Origin of the sequence: Simiaoa sunii, from assembly GCF_014337175.1 — a bacterium.
Lineage (GTDB): Bacteria > Bacillota > Clostridia > Lachnospirales > Lachnospiraceae > Acetatifactor > Acetatifactor intestinalis.
Window position 1 is genome coordinate 936,675 of record NZ_CP060633.1, and the last position, 18,200, is coordinate 954,874.

At 48.7% G+C, this 18,200-nt stretch carries 17 protein-coding genes; 13 read left to right on the plus strand and 4 right to left on the minus strand.

The genetic code is table 11. The annotated features are described in order from the left end of the window. Positions 1-124: 124 nt before the first annotated feature. Positions 125-1,396: an IS110 family RNA-guided transposase gene (locus H9Q77_RS04370; RefSeq protein ID WP_022204360.1), complete on the minus strand. Its 1,272-nt coding sequence runs from the start codon at positions 1,394-1,396 to the stop codon at positions 125-127. Positions 1,397-1,692: 296 nt separating this feature from the next. Between H9Q77_RS04370 and H9Q77_RS04375 the strand changes: the two genes are divergently transcribed. The 9 genes from H9Q77_RS04375 to trpS all read left to right on the plus strand — a co-directional run bounded on the left by H9Q77_RS04375 (position 1,693) and on the right by trpS (position 11,112). Beyond that, on the plus strand, positions 1,693-2,172 hold the full coding sequence (locus H9Q77_RS04375; protein ID WP_148446114.1) for a hypothetical protein: 480 nt from the start codon (positions 1,693-1,695) through the stop codon (positions 2,170-2,172). 19 nt (positions 2,173-2,191) lie between these two features. Beyond that, complete coding sequence (locus tag H9Q77_RS04380; protein WP_249326630.1) at positions 2,192-3,748, plus strand: glycoside hydrolase family 28 protein; 1,557 nt, start codon at positions 2,192-2,194, stop codon at positions 3,746-3,748. A 50-nt stretch (positions 3,749-3,798) separates the two neighbouring features. Next, positions 3,799-4,635 carry a sugar phosphate isomerase/epimerase family protein gene (locus tag H9Q77_RS04385; protein ID WP_249326631.1) on the plus strand — a complete coding sequence of 279 codons (837 nt, stop codon included), beginning with the start codon at positions 3,799-3,801 and terminating at the stop codon, positions 4,633-4,635. A 54-nt stretch (positions 4,636-4,689) separates the two neighbouring features. Next, positions 4,690-5,451, plus strand: coding sequence for a tRNA threonylcarbamoyladenosine dehydratase (locus H9Q77_RS04390; RefSeq protein WP_249326632.1), 762 nt, complete (start codon positions 4,690-4,692; stop codon positions 5,449-5,451). Positions 5,452-5,524: 73 nt separating this feature from the next. Beyond that, positions 5,525-7,285, plus strand: a complete 1,761-nt coding sequence (locus tag H9Q77_RS04395; RefSeq protein ID WP_249326633.1) for a methyl-accepting chemotaxis protein — start codon at positions 5,525-5,527, stop codon at positions 7,283-7,285. 86 nt (positions 7,286-7,371) lie between these two features. Next, entirely contained in the window at positions 7,372-7,932 is a 561-nt protein-coding gene (locus tag H9Q77_RS04400) for an RNA polymerase sigma factor (RefSeq protein WP_249326634.1), read from the plus strand. Between the two features lie 12 nt (positions 7,933-7,944). Beyond that, positions 7,945-8,562, plus strand: coding sequence for a hypothetical protein (locus tag H9Q77_RS04405; protein WP_249326635.1), 618 nt, complete (start codon positions 7,945-7,947; stop codon positions 8,560-8,562). Between the two features lie 3 nt (positions 8,563-8,565). Next, the gene (locus H9Q77_RS04410; protein ID WP_249326636.1) at positions 8,566-9,915 is read left to right on the plus strand and encodes an MATE family efflux transporter; all 1,350 of its coding nucleotides are present in this window, start codon (positions 8,566-8,568) and stop codon (positions 9,913-9,915) included. Positions 9,916-10,023: 108 nt separating this feature from the next. Continuing rightward, positions 10,024-11,112: a tryptophan--tRNA ligase gene (gene trpS, locus H9Q77_RS04415; RefSeq protein ID WP_022153541.1), complete on the plus strand. Its 1,089-nt coding sequence runs from the start codon at positions 10,024-10,026 to the stop codon at positions 11,110-11,112. Positions 11,113-11,195: 83 nt separating this feature from the next. Here the strand turns inward: trpS and H9Q77_RS04420 are convergent, their stop codons facing one another. Then, entirely contained in the window at positions 11,196-12,659 is a 1,464-nt protein-coding gene (locus H9Q77_RS04420; protein ID WP_249326637.1) for a hypothetical protein, read from the minus strand. 135 nt (positions 12,660-12,794) lie between these two features. On the opposite strand from H9Q77_RS04420, the gene H9Q77_RS04425 reads away from it, so the two are divergent. Then, a complete protein-coding gene (locus tag H9Q77_RS04425) occupies positions 12,795-13,811 on the plus strand; it encodes an SH3 domain-containing protein (RefSeq protein ID WP_022153539.1) in 1,017 nt (338 codons plus the stop codon). A gap of 93 nt (positions 13,812-13,904) precedes the next feature. On the opposite strand, the gene H9Q77_RS04430 is transcribed toward H9Q77_RS04425, so the two are convergent. Together H9Q77_RS04430 and H9Q77_RS04435 are read right to left on the minus strand one after the other, a co-directional pair. After that, positions 13,905-14,237, minus strand: coding sequence for a nuclear transport factor 2 family protein (locus H9Q77_RS04430; protein ID WP_022153538.1), 333 nt, complete (start codon positions 14,235-14,237; stop codon positions 13,905-13,907). A gap of 13 nt (positions 14,238-14,250) precedes the next feature. Continuing rightward, the gene (locus tag H9Q77_RS04435; RefSeq protein WP_148446130.1) at positions 14,251-15,039 is read right to left on the minus strand and encodes an SDR family oxidoreductase; all 789 of its coding nucleotides are present in this window, start codon (positions 15,037-15,039) and stop codon (positions 14,251-14,253) included. Between the two features lie 117 nt (positions 15,040-15,156). On the opposite strand from H9Q77_RS04435, the gene pdxR reads away from it, so the two are divergent. From pdxR to H9Q77_RS04450, 3 genes are all read left to right on the plus strand, one after another. After that, positions 15,157-16,548: a MocR-like pyridoxine biosynthesis transcription factor PdxR gene (gene pdxR / locus H9Q77_RS04440; protein WP_249326638.1), complete on the plus strand. Its 1,392-nt coding sequence runs from the start codon at positions 15,157-15,159 to the stop codon at positions 16,546-16,548. Positions 16,549-16,785: 237 nt separating this feature from the next. Next, a complete protein-coding gene (locus tag H9Q77_RS04445) occupies positions 16,786-17,808 on the plus strand; it encodes a stage V sporulation protein AD (protein ID WP_249326639.1) in 1,023 nt (340 codons plus the stop codon). A gap of 169 nt (positions 17,809-17,977) precedes the next feature. Continuing rightward, positions 17,978-18,193, plus strand: a complete 216-nt coding sequence (locus tag H9Q77_RS04450; RefSeq protein ID WP_118545511.1) for a helix-turn-helix domain-containing protein — start codon at positions 17,978-17,980, stop codon at positions 18,191-18,193. Positions 18,194-18,200: the final 7 nt, after the last annotated feature.

Consider the following 18,200-nt stretch of genomic DNA (forward strand, 5'->3'; position numbering starts at 1 on the left):
AAACGTGCAGGAGAACGCCTTTGTTATATAGGAGGAAGAGTGAAAAATAAAGTAGATTTTAGGGCGCACTTGTATAAGGGTTCATAAAACCCCGTTTTTACAAGTATAGAAAGCAGAAAAAATGTTAGTTATCGTTGCGTTTCACTAACTTAGAGCTGTCGTAACCAAGGCTTTCAAGGTAAGCAAACACATTGTTCTCATTCAAGACGACACTCTCTACATGATTCTGAGGGTCCATCAATTCCTCATAGTCAGTAGGGGTAAAGGGCTTCTTTTCTGAAACCATGTGGTAAATACAGACCATCATCATTCTTGCAATGGCAATGATTGCCTTTTTGTGTCCACGTCGCTTTTTGATTCGACCATATTTGATTGCAAAATAAGGCTGCTTTTTGCTCTTAATTGCAGCAAGGGCACATTGAACCATCATTGGTTTCAGGTAATCGCCTGCTTTGGCAATGCGGACAGACTTTTTCTTACCAGCGGATTCATTGTTGGCAGGAGAAAGTCCGCACCAGGAACACAGATGTTTTGCATCATCAAAAATATCCATATCAACGCCTGTTTCTGCAAGAACAATCGTGGAACTTAACTCTGTCATGCCGGGCATGGTACTGACAAACTCCACGAACTCGTAATAAGGCTTGATGCGGACATAGAGTTCCACTTCGGTCTGGGTAATCATATCATCGAGATATTCCAGATGCCCCCGGGCAAGCTCTAGTTTTTTAGCCTGATCTGTTTCAATAGTGTAGCCTTTGATGGCTTCGATGATTTCATCAGACTTGGATTTAGCCCCTTTCTTTATGAGTTTGCGGACAGCTTTTTCATCCATGGAATCGGCAGTATGCTCCAATAGATAAGAGATGATTTCAGTTGCTGTCTTGCCAAAAGGATCAGAAAGAACACTGGCAATGCCGACATTGGAAATGGTCATACAGTTCTGGATGCGATTCTTCTCGGAAGACTTCATGCAGACCAGCTTGAAACGGTATCTGGAAAGTTCCCTAAGCTGACGAAAATCTTTTGGAGGAATAAAGGAACATCTGACAAGATCAAATTTGTAGAGGTCGGCAATCCATTTAGAATCCTTTTTGTCCGTTTTCTTGCCTTTAATGGCTTTGACATACTTCGGATGTGTAAGGCAGACATCAATGTCATTTTCGAGATAATTAAAAATAGGAATCCAATACTTTCCGGTGGATTCCATACAAACATGATAGCAATTATTCTCGATAAGCCAGTTGTGAAACCTTTGAATATCTGAGTTGATGGTTGAAAAAGATTTTTGCAGATATTCGGATATGCCGTCCTTATTGGTAGTTACGATGGTTGCAACGATAACATTTTTGTGGACATCAAGTCCACAGCAGATGGAGTATTTTAACTTCATCATTAAGTATCACCACCTTAATAAAAAGGGAATAGCAACATTGACTGTCATCCTGCGACTGAATAAACATGGTTTATTACCAATGATAAGAGTCCGGGCTCAATGTCCCACTTGTTTGTGCTTGTAAGGATGACGGCACATATAACTATACGGGGTCGAAATAAATTCGCCACTTCTCCTTCCGTGCTCTGTAGTGTATTGCTATTCCTTGAAAGAATTATAAATCAAAGAGTGGAGGGGCACAACATTTTTCATAACTTGTTTGTGCCTTGAGCGAAGCGAAAGGAATGATAAAAACTATGACAATTCAGGAAATCAAGGCACTTCCCCGTACGGAGGAAGGCATCTTTGACTTAAAAAAGGTGCAGGCAGATGCAGGACGAAGGAACATCTATCAGGCTGCGGATCTGGTATATCCCACATATGCGGCATATGAGACCACCGAGAATAAAAAGGAAGGATATCCGGATATCATGGCGCAGATGCGTGTGCTGAAAAAGCATGCGGAGAGCGAATTCACCGCGGAAAACGGCGCGGATTACACTGCAGCACTGCTTCATACCGTAGAGCAGATCAGCCCGGAGATCTATGAGAATTACAGAGAGCTTTTAGATAATTTCCGTGGTGCCGTGAAGCGTATGCTGGAGCAGTATTATGATGCAAAAACGAAAACCTTCGCTATGGATGAAACTTCGGAAAAAGTATTCTGCGGTGCCGTACAGAAGGCATGCGGGGAATATTTACTTTTAGCGGAAAAATATCAGGAGTGCATGAGGTAGAAACGAGAGGAAACAGCGCATGGAAATCAGACATATTATGCATACTGCCCGTAGTGTGACTATAGAGATCGCAGACGGCGGCAGGTATTTTACAAAACAGCCCATAGAATTACGATTAAACGGTGAGCCCACCCTCACTACAGAGAAGACTATCACTTCCCTGTTTGATTTAAAGCCGGATCAGAAATATGTGGTGGAAGCTTACGTGAATGGTGAAAAGCAGGGTGAAGTATCTTTCAAGACAGATTATGAGTATGTGACCCTGGATGTGACCAGATTCGGTGCCAAAGGTGACGGTGAGCACGACGATACCCACTTTATCCAGGCTGCCATCATGGCATGCCCGGTGAACAGCAGAGTGTATTTTCCCGCAGGAACCTACCGCATTACCAGCCTGTTCTTAAAAAGCCACATTCGTATCGAACTGGCAGAGGGTGCGGAGCTTAAGGCATTTACCGACAGAGAAAAATTCCCCACATTCCCCGGCATGCTACAAAGCTATGATGAGACCGACGAGTACAATCTCGGCACATGGGAGGGGAATCCCTTACCTATGTTCTCCGGCATCATCTGCGGTATCGGTGCAGAAGACGTGGTGATCTACGGACAGGGTAAGATCAACGGCAACGCTTCTAAGGAAAACTGGTGGAAGGATCCCAAGGTCATGAACATTGCGTTCCGCCCCAGACTGTTTTTCATCAGCGGATGTAAAAATGTGACTTTACAGGGAGTGACCTTCTGCAATTCGCCTTCCTGGACATTGCATCCCTATTTCAGCAACGATCTGAAATTCATCGGTGTGACCGTGCAGAATCCCAGCGATTCTCCCAACACCGACGGACTGGATCCCGAGTCCTGCAAAAATGTGGAGATCCTGGGCGTGCGTTTCTCCCTGGGAGATGACTGTATCGCAGTCAAGAGCGGCAAAATCTACATGGGCAAAAAGCACAAGACTCCTTCCGAGAACATCCACATCCGCCAGTGCCTGATGGAGAACGGTCATGGTGCTGTGACTCTGGGCAGCGAGATGGCAGGCGGCGTGGTGAATCTGACGGTGGAGGACTGCATTTTCCGTCATACGGACAGAGGCCTGCGTATCAAGACCCGCCGCGGCAGAGGAAAAGATGCGATTCTAAGCAACATTATTTTCCGGAATCTGACCCTGGATCATGTGATGACACCGCTTGTGGTCAACTGCTTCTACTTCTGCGATCCCGACGGCAAGACCACCTATGTCCAGTCCAGAGATGTCTACCCTGTGGATGACAGAACACCGCAGGTGAAAAAGATGGTATTTGAAAATATGGATTGCACCAACTGCCATGTGGCAGCAGCTTATTTTGACGGACTTCCGGAGCAGAAGATTGAGGAGATCTACATGAAGGACATCTTCATCAGCTATGCCGAGGATGCAAAATGTGATGTACCTGCCATGTCGGATGGTGTAGAAAAAAGCAGTAAGAGAGGACTTTTTGCAAGAAATGTTGCAAAATTGACCCTGGATAACGTAAAAATCGAAGGACAGGTTGGAGAGGCTTACGAGCTGGAAGGCGTGGATGAACTGATAAAACGCTGAGAATAAGCAGGATCAGGAAGATCAGACCTGAACCTGAAATGGAGGAAATTATGCAGTTAGGAATCCGTTTACATGATACGAAAAAGCTTCCTTTTGAGGAACGTATTGCCAATGTCCATGAGCTTGGCTTTGCCTGCGGACATCTGGCACCCGGTAAGGTGATCACCGAGTTTCCCACTACCGATGAGGCACTGACCCCGGGACTTGCCATGTATATGAAAAATGTATTTGCGAAAAATCAGGTGGATGTTGCGGTACTTGGATGCTACCTGAACCTGGCAAATCCCAATTCGGAGCAGCTTGCGAAGATCACCCACCGCTATATGGCACATATCCGTTTTGCTTCGTGGCTTGGCTGCGGTGTGGTGGGAAGCGAGACAGGTGCTCCCAACGAGACTTATACCGCAGTACCCGAATGCCATGGTGAAGAGGCTTTGCAGACCTTTATCACCAACTTACGTCCCGTCGTAAAATATGCCGAGCAGATGGGTGTGGTCATGGCCATCGAGCCGGTATGGAAGCATATTGTCTACAATCCCGCCAGAGCGAGAAGAGTGCTGGATGAGATCAATTCGCCCAACCTTCAGATCATTCTGGATCCGGTAAATCTGCTGGATCACTGTAATTATAAGGATCAGGTGGCAATCGTGGACGAAGCCATCGATCTGTTAGGTGAGGATGTAGCAATGGTACATCTCAAGGATTTTATCCCCGAGGATGGGAAGCTTAGATCCGTAGGCTGCGGTCTGGGACAGATGGATTACACATCCGTGCTGAAGTTCATGAAGGAGCGCAAACCTTTTATCCATGCGACTTTGGAAGACACCACACCGGAAAATAATGTGCAGGTGAAAAATTTTATTCAGGGACTCTATGACAATCTGTAAAGTTGTGATATACTCTTACGAGAGTATTCCCAGTAGATTAGTAGGAGAACTGAAATGTTAAATGAATTTTCCAGAACAGAATTATTGATCGGCAAGGAAGCCATGCAGCGCCTGTACAATGCAAGAGTTGCTGTCTTTGGCATCGGCGGTGTCGGCGGTTATGTGGTGGAGGCTCTGGCGCGCAGTGGCGTGGGAGCCTTTGACCTGATCGATGACGATAAGGTCTGTCTGACGAATATTAATCGTCAGATCATTGCCACGCGGAAGACCATCGGCAAATACAAGGTGGATGTCATGGAGGAGCGGGTGCATTCCATCAATCCTGAGGCGCTTGTTACGGTGCACAAATGCTTTTATCTGCCGGAGACTGCCGACCAGTTTGATTTTACCCGGTACGATTACGTGGTGGATGCGGTGGATACCGTGACTGCCAAGTTGGAGATCATCATGCGGGCGAAGGAGGCGGGCGTTCCTGTTATCAGCTGTATGGGAGCCGGCAATAAATTAGACCCCACGCAGTTTCATGTGGCGGATATCTACAAGACCACTATGTGTCCCTTAGCGAAAGTCATGCGCAGAGAACTGAAAAAGCGCGGTGTGAAGAAGCTGAAGGTGGTGTATTCTACGGAAAATCCGGTGAAGCCGCTGGAAAATATGGAAAACAGCTGTAAGACAGACTGCGTCTGTCCTCCGGGTACCACTCATAAATGCACGGACAGAAGAGCTATCCCCGGCAGTATTTCATTTGTGCCGTCCGTAGCGGGATTGATTCTCGCAGGCGAAGTGATTAAAGATCTGATTGCAGAAAAAGCATAGCTTTTTTATGAACAGTGCGGTATAATTCTATTATGCATGGACTGTTAAGACTACAAAGGAGGTTGCTTTATTTATGACAGAAGAGGTAAGCAAAAAACAGATCAAAGGGGAAAATGGGACAGGTATGGATGAAGCTAAGCGCCTGAAGGGGAAAAAGGGAGCTAATATGGTAGTCAAGATCCTGGCGATTGTACTGGTACCGCTTGTGGCGATCGCAGTCATTGCCATCCTGGCTTTGAATTCCGCAGGGGACAGAATTTCCGACGCGATGATGAAGCATGAACTGGCAGCAACGGAATATGCACTGGAAATGAGCCTGAACACTTCTGCTCCCGGGGACTTTACATACGAGGACGGAGCACTTTATAAGGGGGAATTGAATCTTACGGACAATAAGCAGGTACTCGATGCTTTCAAACAGAATGCCGGTGTGGATGTGGCACTGTTCTGGGGCAGCGATCTGGCTGTGACCAATCTGACCGGAGATACCATCACTCTGAGTGAGAAGGTGGCTTCTAAGGTACTGGGTGGAGAAAGTTATTTTTCCAATTCCCTGAAGCTGGGTGATACCGGATGTTATGCATATCTGGCACCTTTAAAAAATACGGACGGCACGGTTGTGGGTATTCTGGCTACCTGTATGCCGGTAAGGGAAGTGAATGCACTTTACAAAGGAATCGTAACCGGAAGAGCCATAGCGATTCTGATCCTTGTGGCAGTATTCTGTGTCTCCACCTTTACTGTAGTAGGTATGATCTCCAAAGCACTACTGGGTGTAGTAGGTAACCTGGATCAGATCGCGGAGGGTAAATTGAACTTCAAGGTTCCCGATAAGCTGTTAAACCGCAGTGATGAAGTGGGTAAGAGTGCACGGGCCGTATACTCTGTAGTGACCGGATTCTCCGGTATTATTCAGGATATTCACAACTCCATGCTGGATATGAATGAGTTTACGGGAACGTTCACCAGCAATTTTGACAGCATCGGACAGTCCATTTCTTCTGTAAATACAGCAGTGAATGAGATCGCCCAGGGAGCTACCACACAGGCGGCGGATACCCAGAAAGTCAGCGAAAGCATGAGCGAGATGAGCGATGCACTGGGCCGTACGGCAGACAGTGTTAATGCTTTGAGCAGCAGTGCTGCCAACATGAAGGAAAGCAATGCTACTGTGGACAGCACCCTGAAGGAACTGCTGGAGATCAGCTCTCATACACAGCAGTCGGTGGATCAGGTGCAGGAGCAGACCAATATCACCAACGAGTCCGCACAGGCGATTCAGGCAGCTACCGATATCATCGCAGGTATTGCGAACCAGACCAACCTGCTGTCATTAAATGCCAGCATTGAGGCGGCTAGAGCCGGTGAGATGGGCAGAGGATTCGCAGTCGTAGCGGAAGAGATCCGTGGTCTGGCAGACCAGTCCAAGGAATCCGCAGACAAGATCCGCGGCATCGTGGAGAACCTGATCAGCAATTCCAACCAGAGCGTTCAGATCATGAACGGTGTGGTTGGTGAGATCCATCAGCAGAATGAGAAGCTGGGTACCACGCTGAATGTCTTCAGCACCCTGAACCAGGAGGTTCAGAAGGTAGTCGGTGAGATCAATGTGATCTCCGGCGAGCTGGATCATATTGAGAGTTATAAGACGGATGTGGTGGAGAAGATCGATGGACTTACCGAGATCTCCCAAAACAATGCGGCAAGCACCGAAGAGACCGCAGCTACCATGGATCAGTTGGCGGAGATCGTGGAGGATTGCCGACAGGCTACCATACAGCTGAATGAAATTGCGGATTCGCTGAATGCAAATGCGAAGAAATTCCAGCTTTAATTTGGATAGGCGGGATAAATAGAGAAAGAGCAAGGGGGCACTGTTACATAATTGTGGCAGTGCCCTTTCTGGAAAGGAGAGAGCCTGTGGAAGATACAGCGATACTGGAACTGTACTGGGCGAGGAATGAGCAGGCAATCGCAGAGACGCAGAAAAGTTACGGAAAATATTGTTACAGCATTGCCTACCATATCCTGCATGACAGGGAGGATACGGAAGAGTGCCTGAATGATACCTGGATGCGGGCATGGAATGCCATACCTCCGAAAAAACCGAACCGTCTGGAGCTGTTTCTGGGAACAATTACCCGCAATCTGTCGTTTGATAGATGGAAGGGGCGTCATGCACAGAAGCGGGGAAACGGCACGATGGATATGGCACTGGATGAACTGGCGGAATGCATTCCCGCAGCTCACGATACGGAAAGTATTGTGGAAGCAGCGGAGTTAGAGCGGAGCATCAATGCTTTCCTGCATACGCTCTCCGAACAGGAATGTAATGTTTTTTTACGAAGGTACTGGTTCGTGGAGGAGTATGCCCAGATCGCAGAGCGTTATGGCATGAATCTGAATACGGTGAAGACATCCCTGTTCCGCACGAGGAAAAAGCTACAGAAATATCTGGAGCAGCAGGGGATTGTCTTGTAAGAGGAAGAGAAGATGAGCGAGCAAAACAGAGAAAAAGAAGAAAAATTGTTCCGTGCCCTGTCCGGTGTGGAGGAGGAATTACTGCATCGGAGTGAACAGAATGAAGGTGTGGAAAAGCGGAAAGCAAATGGGAAAATACGCAGATTTCCGCTATACTATGTGTCCCGCATTGCGGCAGCCTGTCTTTGCTTCGTGACCATGGGGGCTGTGTTTGTGACAGTACGCAACAGCTCCAAAATGGCAGACAGTACAAGCAATGACGCGGCGGCACCGCAGTCAGCATACAGCGCAGGCGCAGAAAGTGCGGCACCGGCGGAAAATTTTGCAGCGGCGCAGGCAGAGAATGCCGCAGAAGAGGCGGAGATGGCAGAAGTGACCGCAGATATGCCGGAAGGTGCTGTGACGGAGGTGACGGCAGACGCGGATGGCGCTGTTACAGGGAATCTGCAGGCGGCAAAAAACAGTGACAGCATGGATGAGAAGCAGAGAAGCCAGCCCGCTGTAAGCGGCAATGAGGCGTCCGGTGCAGAGGACAGCATGGAAGAAGCAGAACAAGATCGGGAAGAGACACTTATAGAAAAACAGAAGAGCCCATCCTTAGAGAAAATGAAAACGAAAGGACAACAATAGGCAATGAGTACGATAGAGAAACATGACATGACCCAGGGAAAGATACTGTTGCCTTTAGTATCGTTTACGATTCCCCTGGTACTGGGCAATCTGTTTCAGCTGACCTACAACGCTGCGGACTCCGTGATCGTAGGAAAATACGTGGGAGAGCAGGCACTGGCAGCAGTGGGAACTTCCACACCGATCATGAATATAGCGATCCTACTGATCAGTGGAATGTGCATGGGAGCCAGCGTCTTAATGAGCTCCCAGTATGGTGCCAAGGATTATGATACTCTGTCGAAGCAGATCAGCACCACCATGCTGGCAGGTTGCGGATTCTCTGTGGTATTTTCATTGCTCATGCTGCTGCTTGCGACACCGGTGCTTCGGCTGATCCGGGTGCCGGAGACTGCGATTCCGGAAGCCGCGGTATATCTTCGGATCATTTTCCTGGGACTGATATTTACATTTATCTATAATTTCCTGGCGAACACCATGCGGGCGCTGGGAGACAGTAAGACACCGTTGTATTTTCTGGTAACCAGTGCTTTTTTAAACATTTTCGGAGATCTGTTCTTCGTGGTGGTATTACGATGGGGCGTGGCGGGAAGTGCCATTGCCACAGTGTGCAGCGAGGGTCTGTGCTGCCTGCTGTGCGGCATTTATATCAAGAAAAAGATTCCACTGTTATGCCTTGGGAAAAAGTGGTGGGTCTTTGATAAGAGCCTGCTTGGTAAGACTGTCAGCTACGGCAGCACCAGTGCCATGCAACAGGTATGCTTACAGCTGGGCAAGCTCATCATTCAGTCAGTAGTCAATACTCAGGGTGTGGCGGTTATGGCAGCATTTACCGCAGTGAACCGCGTGGATGATTTCGCTTATACGCCGCAGCAGAACATCGGACATGCCATGACGACTTTCCTGGCGCAGAACAAGGGCGCCGGACACAAAGAGCGCATGAAGAAAGGTTTTCAGACAGGATTGTTGATCGAGCTGGTCTATTCCATCGGTTTGTTTGCGGTGATCTGGGGCCTGGCTTGGCAGATCATGACTCTGTTCGCCGAGGATGGGGATGCGCAGGTGGTATCTCTCGGAATCAGTTATCTGCACCTGATCTCCTGGATGTATATCCTGCCGGGAATGACCAACGGAATCCAGGGATTCTTCCGTGGCATCGGCGATCTGAAGGTGACACTGTACAGCACCTTTATGAATATGTTGGGCAGAGTTGTGGCGGTATTCGTGATGCTGCGTCTGCTGCATATGGACTTCGCCAGTCTGGCGTGGGCCAACATGATCGGCTGGATCGTGATGCTGTTGTTCGAGATACCGTTATTGGTGAAATCCCTGCGCAGCGGCGAGTGCAGGTAGAGTGAAAGGTAGGAAAAAGTTTTTCGGACCCGTTGTACTACTGTGGAAAAAATGGTATGATAAATTTAATGATGTATAGCTGCTTTGGCGGCGGATTGAGAGGATGAAATGGACAAGATTATTTTAACGGGCGACAGACCCACCGGCAGACTACATGTAGGACATTATGTTGGATCTCTCAGGAGACGTGTGGAGCTGCAGAATTCCGGCGAATATAAGAAGACCTTTATCATGATCGCAGATGCACAGGCTCTGACGGATAATATCGAGAATCCCGAGAAGGTGCGCCAGAATATAATCGAAGTGGCACTGGATTACATGTCTTGTGGACTGGATCCTGCTAAGGCTACGATTTTCATTCAGTCTCAGATCTCCGAATTGTGTGAGCTGACTTTCTATTATATGGATCTGGTGACCGTAGCCAGATTACAGAGAAACCCGACTGTTAAGAGCGAGATACAGATGCGTAACTTCGAAGCGAGCATTCCGGTAGGCTTCTTTACTTATCCGATCAGCCAGGCTTCTGATATTACTGCGTTTAAGGCAACGACTGTTCCGGTAGGTGGTGACCAGCTGCCGATGATCGAGCAGACCAGAGAGATCGTGCACAAGTTCAATACCGTATATGCACCGGTACTGGTAGAGCCTAAGGCACTTTTACCTGAGAACGAAGCATGCCAGAGACTGCCCGGCATCGATGGTAAAGCAAAAATGAGCAAATCCCTGGGTAACTGCATCTACCTGTCAGACAGTGCAGATGATGTGCGCACCAAGATCATGAGTATGTACACCGATCCGGAGCATCTGTTAGTCAGCGACCCCGGACACCTGGAAGGCAACACCGTATTCACTTATCTGGATGCTTTCTGCCGGCAGGAACATTTTGAGAGATATCTGCCGGATTATGCAGATCTGGACGAACTGAAAGCACACTATACCAGAGGCGGTCTGGGAGATGTGAAGGTGAAGAAGTTCCTGAATAATGTTATGCAGGAGACTTTGGAACCGATCCGTAACCGCAGAAAAGAACTGGAGAAGGATATTCCCGCAGTTTATGATATCCTGAAAAAAGGCAGTGATGAGGCACGTGAAGTGGCAGCGCAGACTCTGGCTGAGGTGAAGAGTGCAATGCGTATCAACTACTTTGAGGATGCAGAGCTGATCCGGATGCAGAGCGAGAAATACGAAGGACAATAAAGACGAATTATTTAGGAAAAGGACATTTCCGGAGATCGGAGACGTCCTTTTTTGTATACACTGAATACGCAGGCCATTTATTATCAGTTGTTGCCGTAATTGACATACAGCGATGTCTTTTGGAAATACTGAGCGACCTTCCTGCTGGTGGGATCTTCCGGGTCACCGGGGAGATCACCGGTATAGATCAACGCCGGCTGATGCGTAAACGGTGTCAGTATCACATCCGTAACCTCCGGATCATTCAGGAGAAGCAGACGGTCTTCGTATTCCGCGGCGTAGGCAGCGGCTTCCCCATCTGTCAGTACCCGGATGGCTTTCATGGCGGAAGTTTCCTGCCACAATCCGGTACAGAGGATGCTGAATAACAGAACTGCCATAGCAAGATAACGAGCGGTGTTAAGCTTTCCTGAGACTTCTATTCTCTCCGGGGGGTTCGGTCGTGCCTGCATTTTCAGAAGCACAAAGCCGATCCAATAGAAGAATACGGTAAAACTGATCAGTAGGAACATATAATAGACGATGGCAACCGCCCGGCCCGGTCCCGTGGAGTTCATGGTATAGAACAGGGGACAGGACATGGAGCAGAACAGTCCGTAAGCATAACCGGTAAACAGAATAGGGTGGGAGAAAAATGCTCCGTTTTTCTTCTGCAGGATCCGCAGGAAGACCGGCAGCAGAAGCAGCGCGGCAAGCACCCACCACAATCCCGTCCAGGCAAGGGTATAACGGATGCCCTGTAACAGACATTTTGCAATCGCTTTCCAGGCAGGAATCTTCCACATGCCGCTTTGACGTACGTGATTGCCGGGAGCTATGGCGCTTACGGCGAAGGACAACAGGAGAACGACAGAAGTAATCCCGCAGATATATGCTTTTTTATTTTTCTGTAACAGTAACAGAAGTGTTATGGTTACTGACAGAAGCATACAGGGAAGAAGAGAAACATAGTTGCCGCCGCCCAAAAAGACAGCGAACAGGAGTAGTGGAAGCAACAGGATCCGCTTTCCATTGTCCAGGTAGCGAAACAGTGTGCCGAGGAAAAACAGTGTCACGGCAAAGAAACCGGTGTAATACATGGAGCCATTGTACCAGTAGAAGCTGTCACATTGAAATTCCACTGTCTGAATACACAGAAAGCTGAGAATGGAAGAAACGGTGATCCATTCTCCGCAAGTTCCCGGCAGAAAACGGCGGAACAGAGGACACAGCAGATAAAAAATACCTCCGCACAATAAAAGCAGGATCACGAAAGTCACCAGATGATAGGCGGTATTGGAAAATACATTGGGTGCCAGATACATCAGGAAAAGCGCTGAATAGGTTCCCTGCCAGATCTGATAGCTGTCTGCGACACCTGCGCAGGCAGCGTCAAGCGTTTGTATGATGCTCCCTGTCTGCTGCCAGACCAGATGAGTCTCCGCACCGTAATAATAATCGTCGCCGGTGGGATAATTGTAGCGTCCCAGCCAGATCAGAGGGATCAGACTGAGTAGCAGGATCGCAAGGAAAATATATGGTTTCCATTTCGCAAAATTATTTTTCATAAGGGGAATGACTCCTGAGCAGATTTTGTAATACTATGATCAGTATAACATACCTGCAAAGACAGGAAAAGAGACTTGTTTTGCAAAAGATGAGAGTATATAATCAGCTTAATGACGGCGGAAGGAGGATGCACCATGGATAAGAAAGATAACAGAAGTTCGGAAAGAGAGCCGGAAGGAAATAGCTTTGATTATGAAGAACTTGTAAATGAGCCTGCGGAGGATCAGGACTATGAAGAGTACCGGGAAGAGGATGATTTTGATGAGGATGAAGAGGTGGTATTCCGCTTCAGACCATGGATGATCCCGGTGTTTGCGGGAATGATGATCCTGGCGATCCTGATCTGCATTCCACTATGGAAATTAAGCAGCCATAGCGGGGGAGCGGGAGACAGCGACGCATTGGTGACAGCAACGGAAGCACAGACGACAGAGGCTGCAGGTATCCAGGAGACGGTAATGGCACCTGAGGTGTCCACAGAACCGATTTCCACACCGGAGCCTACGGCAACGCCGACAGAGACTCCACAGGCAACCCCGGCAGCAACGCCGGAAGCAACAATACAGCCGACAGAGGAACCGGCGGCTACGGAGATCCCCAATGCCAATAGTGCCGGAAATGCTCTTGCGGAAGGAAACGCCATGACATTCGGAGATGTGAACGAGACCGTCACCGCCAAAGATGTAATTAACCTTCGCAGTACTCCCTATACCGGAGACGAAGGAAATGTGGTGGGACAGCTGAAAAACGGAGAGACGCTGGTCCGTACCGGCAGAAACGATTCCACCGGCTGGTCCAGACTGGAATACAATGGGCAGACGGTATATGCGGTGACAGCGTATCTGACCACGGACCTTGCGTACAAGACTCCGGAAAAACCGTCGAACCCGAATCGTGTCAGCACTCAGGACGGCAGAGTTATCGTATTTGTGGATTGTGATGACTACATTACCCCCAAGGATCTGATCAACCTGCGGACAGAACCCAGCACCAGCGAGGGGGAGAGTACTGTGCGTACCCAGGTGCGGAATGGTACCAACCTGCATCGTACCGGATACAGTGAAGCCTCCGGCTGGTCGAGAGTGGAATATAACGGAGAAATTTTGTATGCCGTGACTAATTATGTGATCTCGGGAAGTGCACCGGAGTAACAGAAGCAAATCAAATTTTCTATAAGCCAGTAGCCCCGAGCGGACAGCCGGGGCTACTGCAATATTAGAGAAAAGAATAAGGGATAGGTGAATTTATTTCGGTCTGACGGTCAGTCTCTGGATCCGACCGTTTTCATCGGTCTCACGGACCGTGGCGATAGCCATGATGTTGTAGCCACCAAAATTGGCAATGAATTCTGCCTGCTCGTCATTAACGACCTCAGCATCTAAAATGGAGTAACGGCGGAAGCCGAATTTATTACGGAAGAACATATTAATGGCTTCTTTTCCGTAGATATGATACTCCTGCTGGGAAGCGGAGGTGGTACAATAGTCACACAGAATGCCGTCGGGAGTGAACAACTCTGCAAGTCCGGCAAAATCTTTATTTTCCATAGCTTCTACATATTTTTCAATGGGTCTCATAGTGTGTTCCTCCTTAATATACCTTTTCAGAATTTAACAGTGCATCGGTACCGCCGTCTACGAACATGATGTTGCCGTTGACGCCTCTGGCGGAATCGGAAGCTAAAAATACCATAACTTCCGCAATCTCTTCCGGTGCCATCAGACATTCCTGACCGTACTTGGTGGGAATAGGGAGAGCGTTCAGCGCCATTTTTGCGGTGGTACTCATGGTAGCGGTCATGGCAGTATGTACGTTGCCGGGAGCTACCGCATTGATGCGGACACCGTTGGCTGCCCAGGTAGCGGATACTCTGCGGACCCATCTTGCCAGAGCGTACTTGGTGGATACATAGAGGCTGTTGCCTACGGAGAGGTTGGTGGAATCCATAGAGGATACCAGGCTTAATACTCTCTTTTCATCACCGATGTTATTCAACAGATCTACGATATCTTTCCGTCCGGCACCCTGAGAAATGGTGTTGGATACAGTGACTACGCAGCTGCCATGCTTTTTCTGAAGGAGGTCATAGACGCCCTTTGCAACGGCTACGGTCCCGAAATAGTTCAGGGAAATGATCAGCTCCAGATTGCCGCAGGCACCGGAGACACCGGCATTACAGATCATGCCGTCGAGACCTTCGGGATGCAGCTCGTGCAGTTTGTCTACAGCAGTCTGTCTTCCCTCCGGCGTGGCCAGGTTCGCACAGATGTCGCCGTCTTTCAGATCAATGTTGATGACTTCGTGTCCTTTTTGAAGTAACAGTTCTTTTGTCTTGGCGCCGATTCCGCTGGATGCGCCGGTGATTGCATATACGCCCATGATAGTATAACCTCCTTGATTGCTCTTTTTTTGTTTGTTGCATTTGCTTTATGAGTTCATTATAATAAAAACTGACTTCTTTTAAATAACCAAAATAAGAAAATATGAGGATACCAGATGCTGACCTATGACCTGACTGCCCGTGGCAGAAAAACCATGTATGAATACTTATATGAAGCGATGAAGGCTGACATCTTAAGCGGTCGTCTGACAGCCGGAGAGAAGCTTCCTTCGAAGCGGGCGTTTGCCGGGCACTTACAGGTCAGTGTCAAGACGGTGGAAAATACCTACGAGCAGCTGCTGTTGGAAGGCTATATCCGGTCGGAGGAGAAGAGAGGATATTTTGTCAATCGTCTGGAGGTGAAGAACACAGCTGCTCCGGCGTATGCTTCCTTTGTGACCCGCTTCCGTGAGGAGGAATATCTGGCGGATCTGACGGCGAATAATATTCAATACGATAAGTTCCCCTTTGCCACCTGGGCGAAGATCATGCGTCAGACCCTGACGGATTACGATACGTCTCTGCTTAAGACAGTTCCTTTTAATGGGGTGGAAAAATTAAGAGTGGCGATTGCCGAGCATCTGTACCGGTACCGCGGCATGCAGGTATCGCCGGATCATATTATCGTGGGTGCCGGAACGGAATACCTCTACAGCCGTCTGTTACAACTCCTTGGGAAAAATGCAAAATTCGGCGTGGAGAATCCGGGCTACCGCAAGATCACGAAATTGTATGAGGTGGGCGGCGTGGCATGGGATTATGTAGACATCGACGGACAGGGAATGAAGGTGGAACAGCTGAAGCAAAAGGGCATTACTGTGGCGCATGTGTCGCCGGAACACCATTTCCCCATCGGACTGGTCATGCCGGTGGGAAGACGGCAGGAGCTGCTTCGCTGGGCGGCGGAGGAGCCGGAGCGTTATATCGTGGAGGATGATTTCGACTGTGAGTTCCGCATGGTGGGCAGACCTATCCCTTCCGTGCAGTCCATGGATCGGAATCACAGAGTTATCTATATCAATACTTTTTCCAAGACTATGGTACCGTCCTTACGTATCGGCTATATGGTGCTGCCGGAGAAGCTGATGGAACGGTATATTTCCACCATGAATTTCTATTCCTGCACGGTATCCGGTTTTGAACAATATGCCATGGCGGCATTTCTGGAGCAGGGATATTTTGAACGGCATATCCGGAGACTGATCAACGATTACAGAGGGCAGCGGGAGCGAATCTGCCGTTTGTTTCGGGAGTCACCCTTAAGTCAGATCAGCCATATATACCAGGATGATGCGGGGACGCACTTTCTACTGCACATAAGAACTGATTTAAGTGATGTGGAGATCAAGTGGGCTGCCAGACAGCGGGGAATTCTGGTGAATTGTCTGTCGGAGTACTGTTTTGCGGATGCACAGAGATATCGGGGGATCCTGGTCATCCACTATTCGGATATGGAGGATGAGGTGTTGCAGAAGGTGATCAGGGCGCTGGAGGAGATTTTTTTATGATCACAGTTTAGCCAGCACCATTCGCAAAGCCGTGCTAGCGCACTTTTCCGTCACTTCGTGTCGGCCTTTGCTCATGAACCGGCGCTCAACACATGAACATATTTGCTCACAAAATCATGCGAGCATGATTTGTGTTTCACAATATGTTCATGGCTAAACTGTTAGAATCATAATTTTTCCACAATGCGGGAACACTGACAAAAAAGAATGCAGTGTTATCGCATGGAAGGAGAAATTATGAATCAGAGAGTGGGAAGAAGCAGTATCCGTCTGGCGCAGCCGGTGTGTGTGATCGCCGGTGCCGCTATTGTAGGGAAAAAAGAAGGCGAGGGACCGTTAGGAGCCCTGTTTGACATGGTGGGAGAGGATGATCTCTTCGGCTGTAAGACCTGGGAGGAGGCGGAAAGCAATCTTCAGAAGGATGCAGTCTATATGGTCATGGAAAAGGCCGGGTGGAAAGCAGAGGATGTCTCGTATCTCTTCGCCGGTGATCTGTTGGGACAGTGCATTGCCACTTCCTTCGGCATTTCCGCTTACAATATTCCCCTGTTCGGAGTCTATGGTGCCTGCTCTACCTGCGGGGAAGCGCTGACACTGGGAGCTGTGATGGCAGCGGGAGGCTATGCGGAGCATGTGGTCTGCGTGACATCCAGCCATTTCGCCAGTGCGGAGAAGGAGTTCCGCTTTCCGTTAGATTATGGGAACCAGAGACCTCTGTCTGCCAGCTGGACGGTGACAGGAAGCGGAGCCTTTGCCCTGGGGCTGAATCAGAAATGCAGAGCTCACATCACCGGCATGACTCCCGGGCGGATCGTGGACTATGGACTCAAGGATTCCATGAACATGGGGGCCTGCATGGCACCTGCCGCCGCAGATACCATAGAACGCCACCTGGAGGATTTTCATGTGCAGCCACAGGAATATGACCGGATCATCACCGGGGATCTGGGAAGCGTGGGACAGACAGTGCTGATCGATCTGCTGCGGGAGAAGGGGATTGATATTGCCGGCAGACACATGGACTGCGGCATTGAGATCTTTGATGCAGATGCCCAGGACACCCATGCCGGTGGCAGCGGCTGCGGCTGCAGCGCCGTGACTCTGGCAGCATATATTCTGCCGATGCTGGAATCCGGTGAGTGGAAAAAAGTCCTCTTCCTACCCACCGGAGCCCTGCTCAGTAAGACCAGTTTTAATGAAGGGAAAAGCGTGCCGGGAATCGCACATGCGGTGGTATTGGAGAGCCCGGCGGTGAAATAGGGAAAAGCAGCAGGTCAGAAATGATTTGCTGCTTGATTTTTGCATGCACACTTCTCAAAAAAAATTACGAGTTCTCGTAGAAATGCAAATACATTTATGATATACTTTATTTGAGTTTTTATGTCAATTTTGATTTTGTACTTCCACAGAATCTGCAAAGGAGAAATGTATGGACGTATCATATAACAAATTTTTTAAGATGTTGATCGACCGTAAAATGAAGAAAAAAGATATTTGTGAGCAGGCTGGTATTGCTACCAGTACCATGGCAAAAATGGCAAAGGACGAGAATGTTTCATTGGATGTTCTGGCTAGAATATGTCGTGCACTTGATTGTACGATGGATGACATCTTAGATGTACTCCCGGCAGAGAACGAGAAATAATATTGGG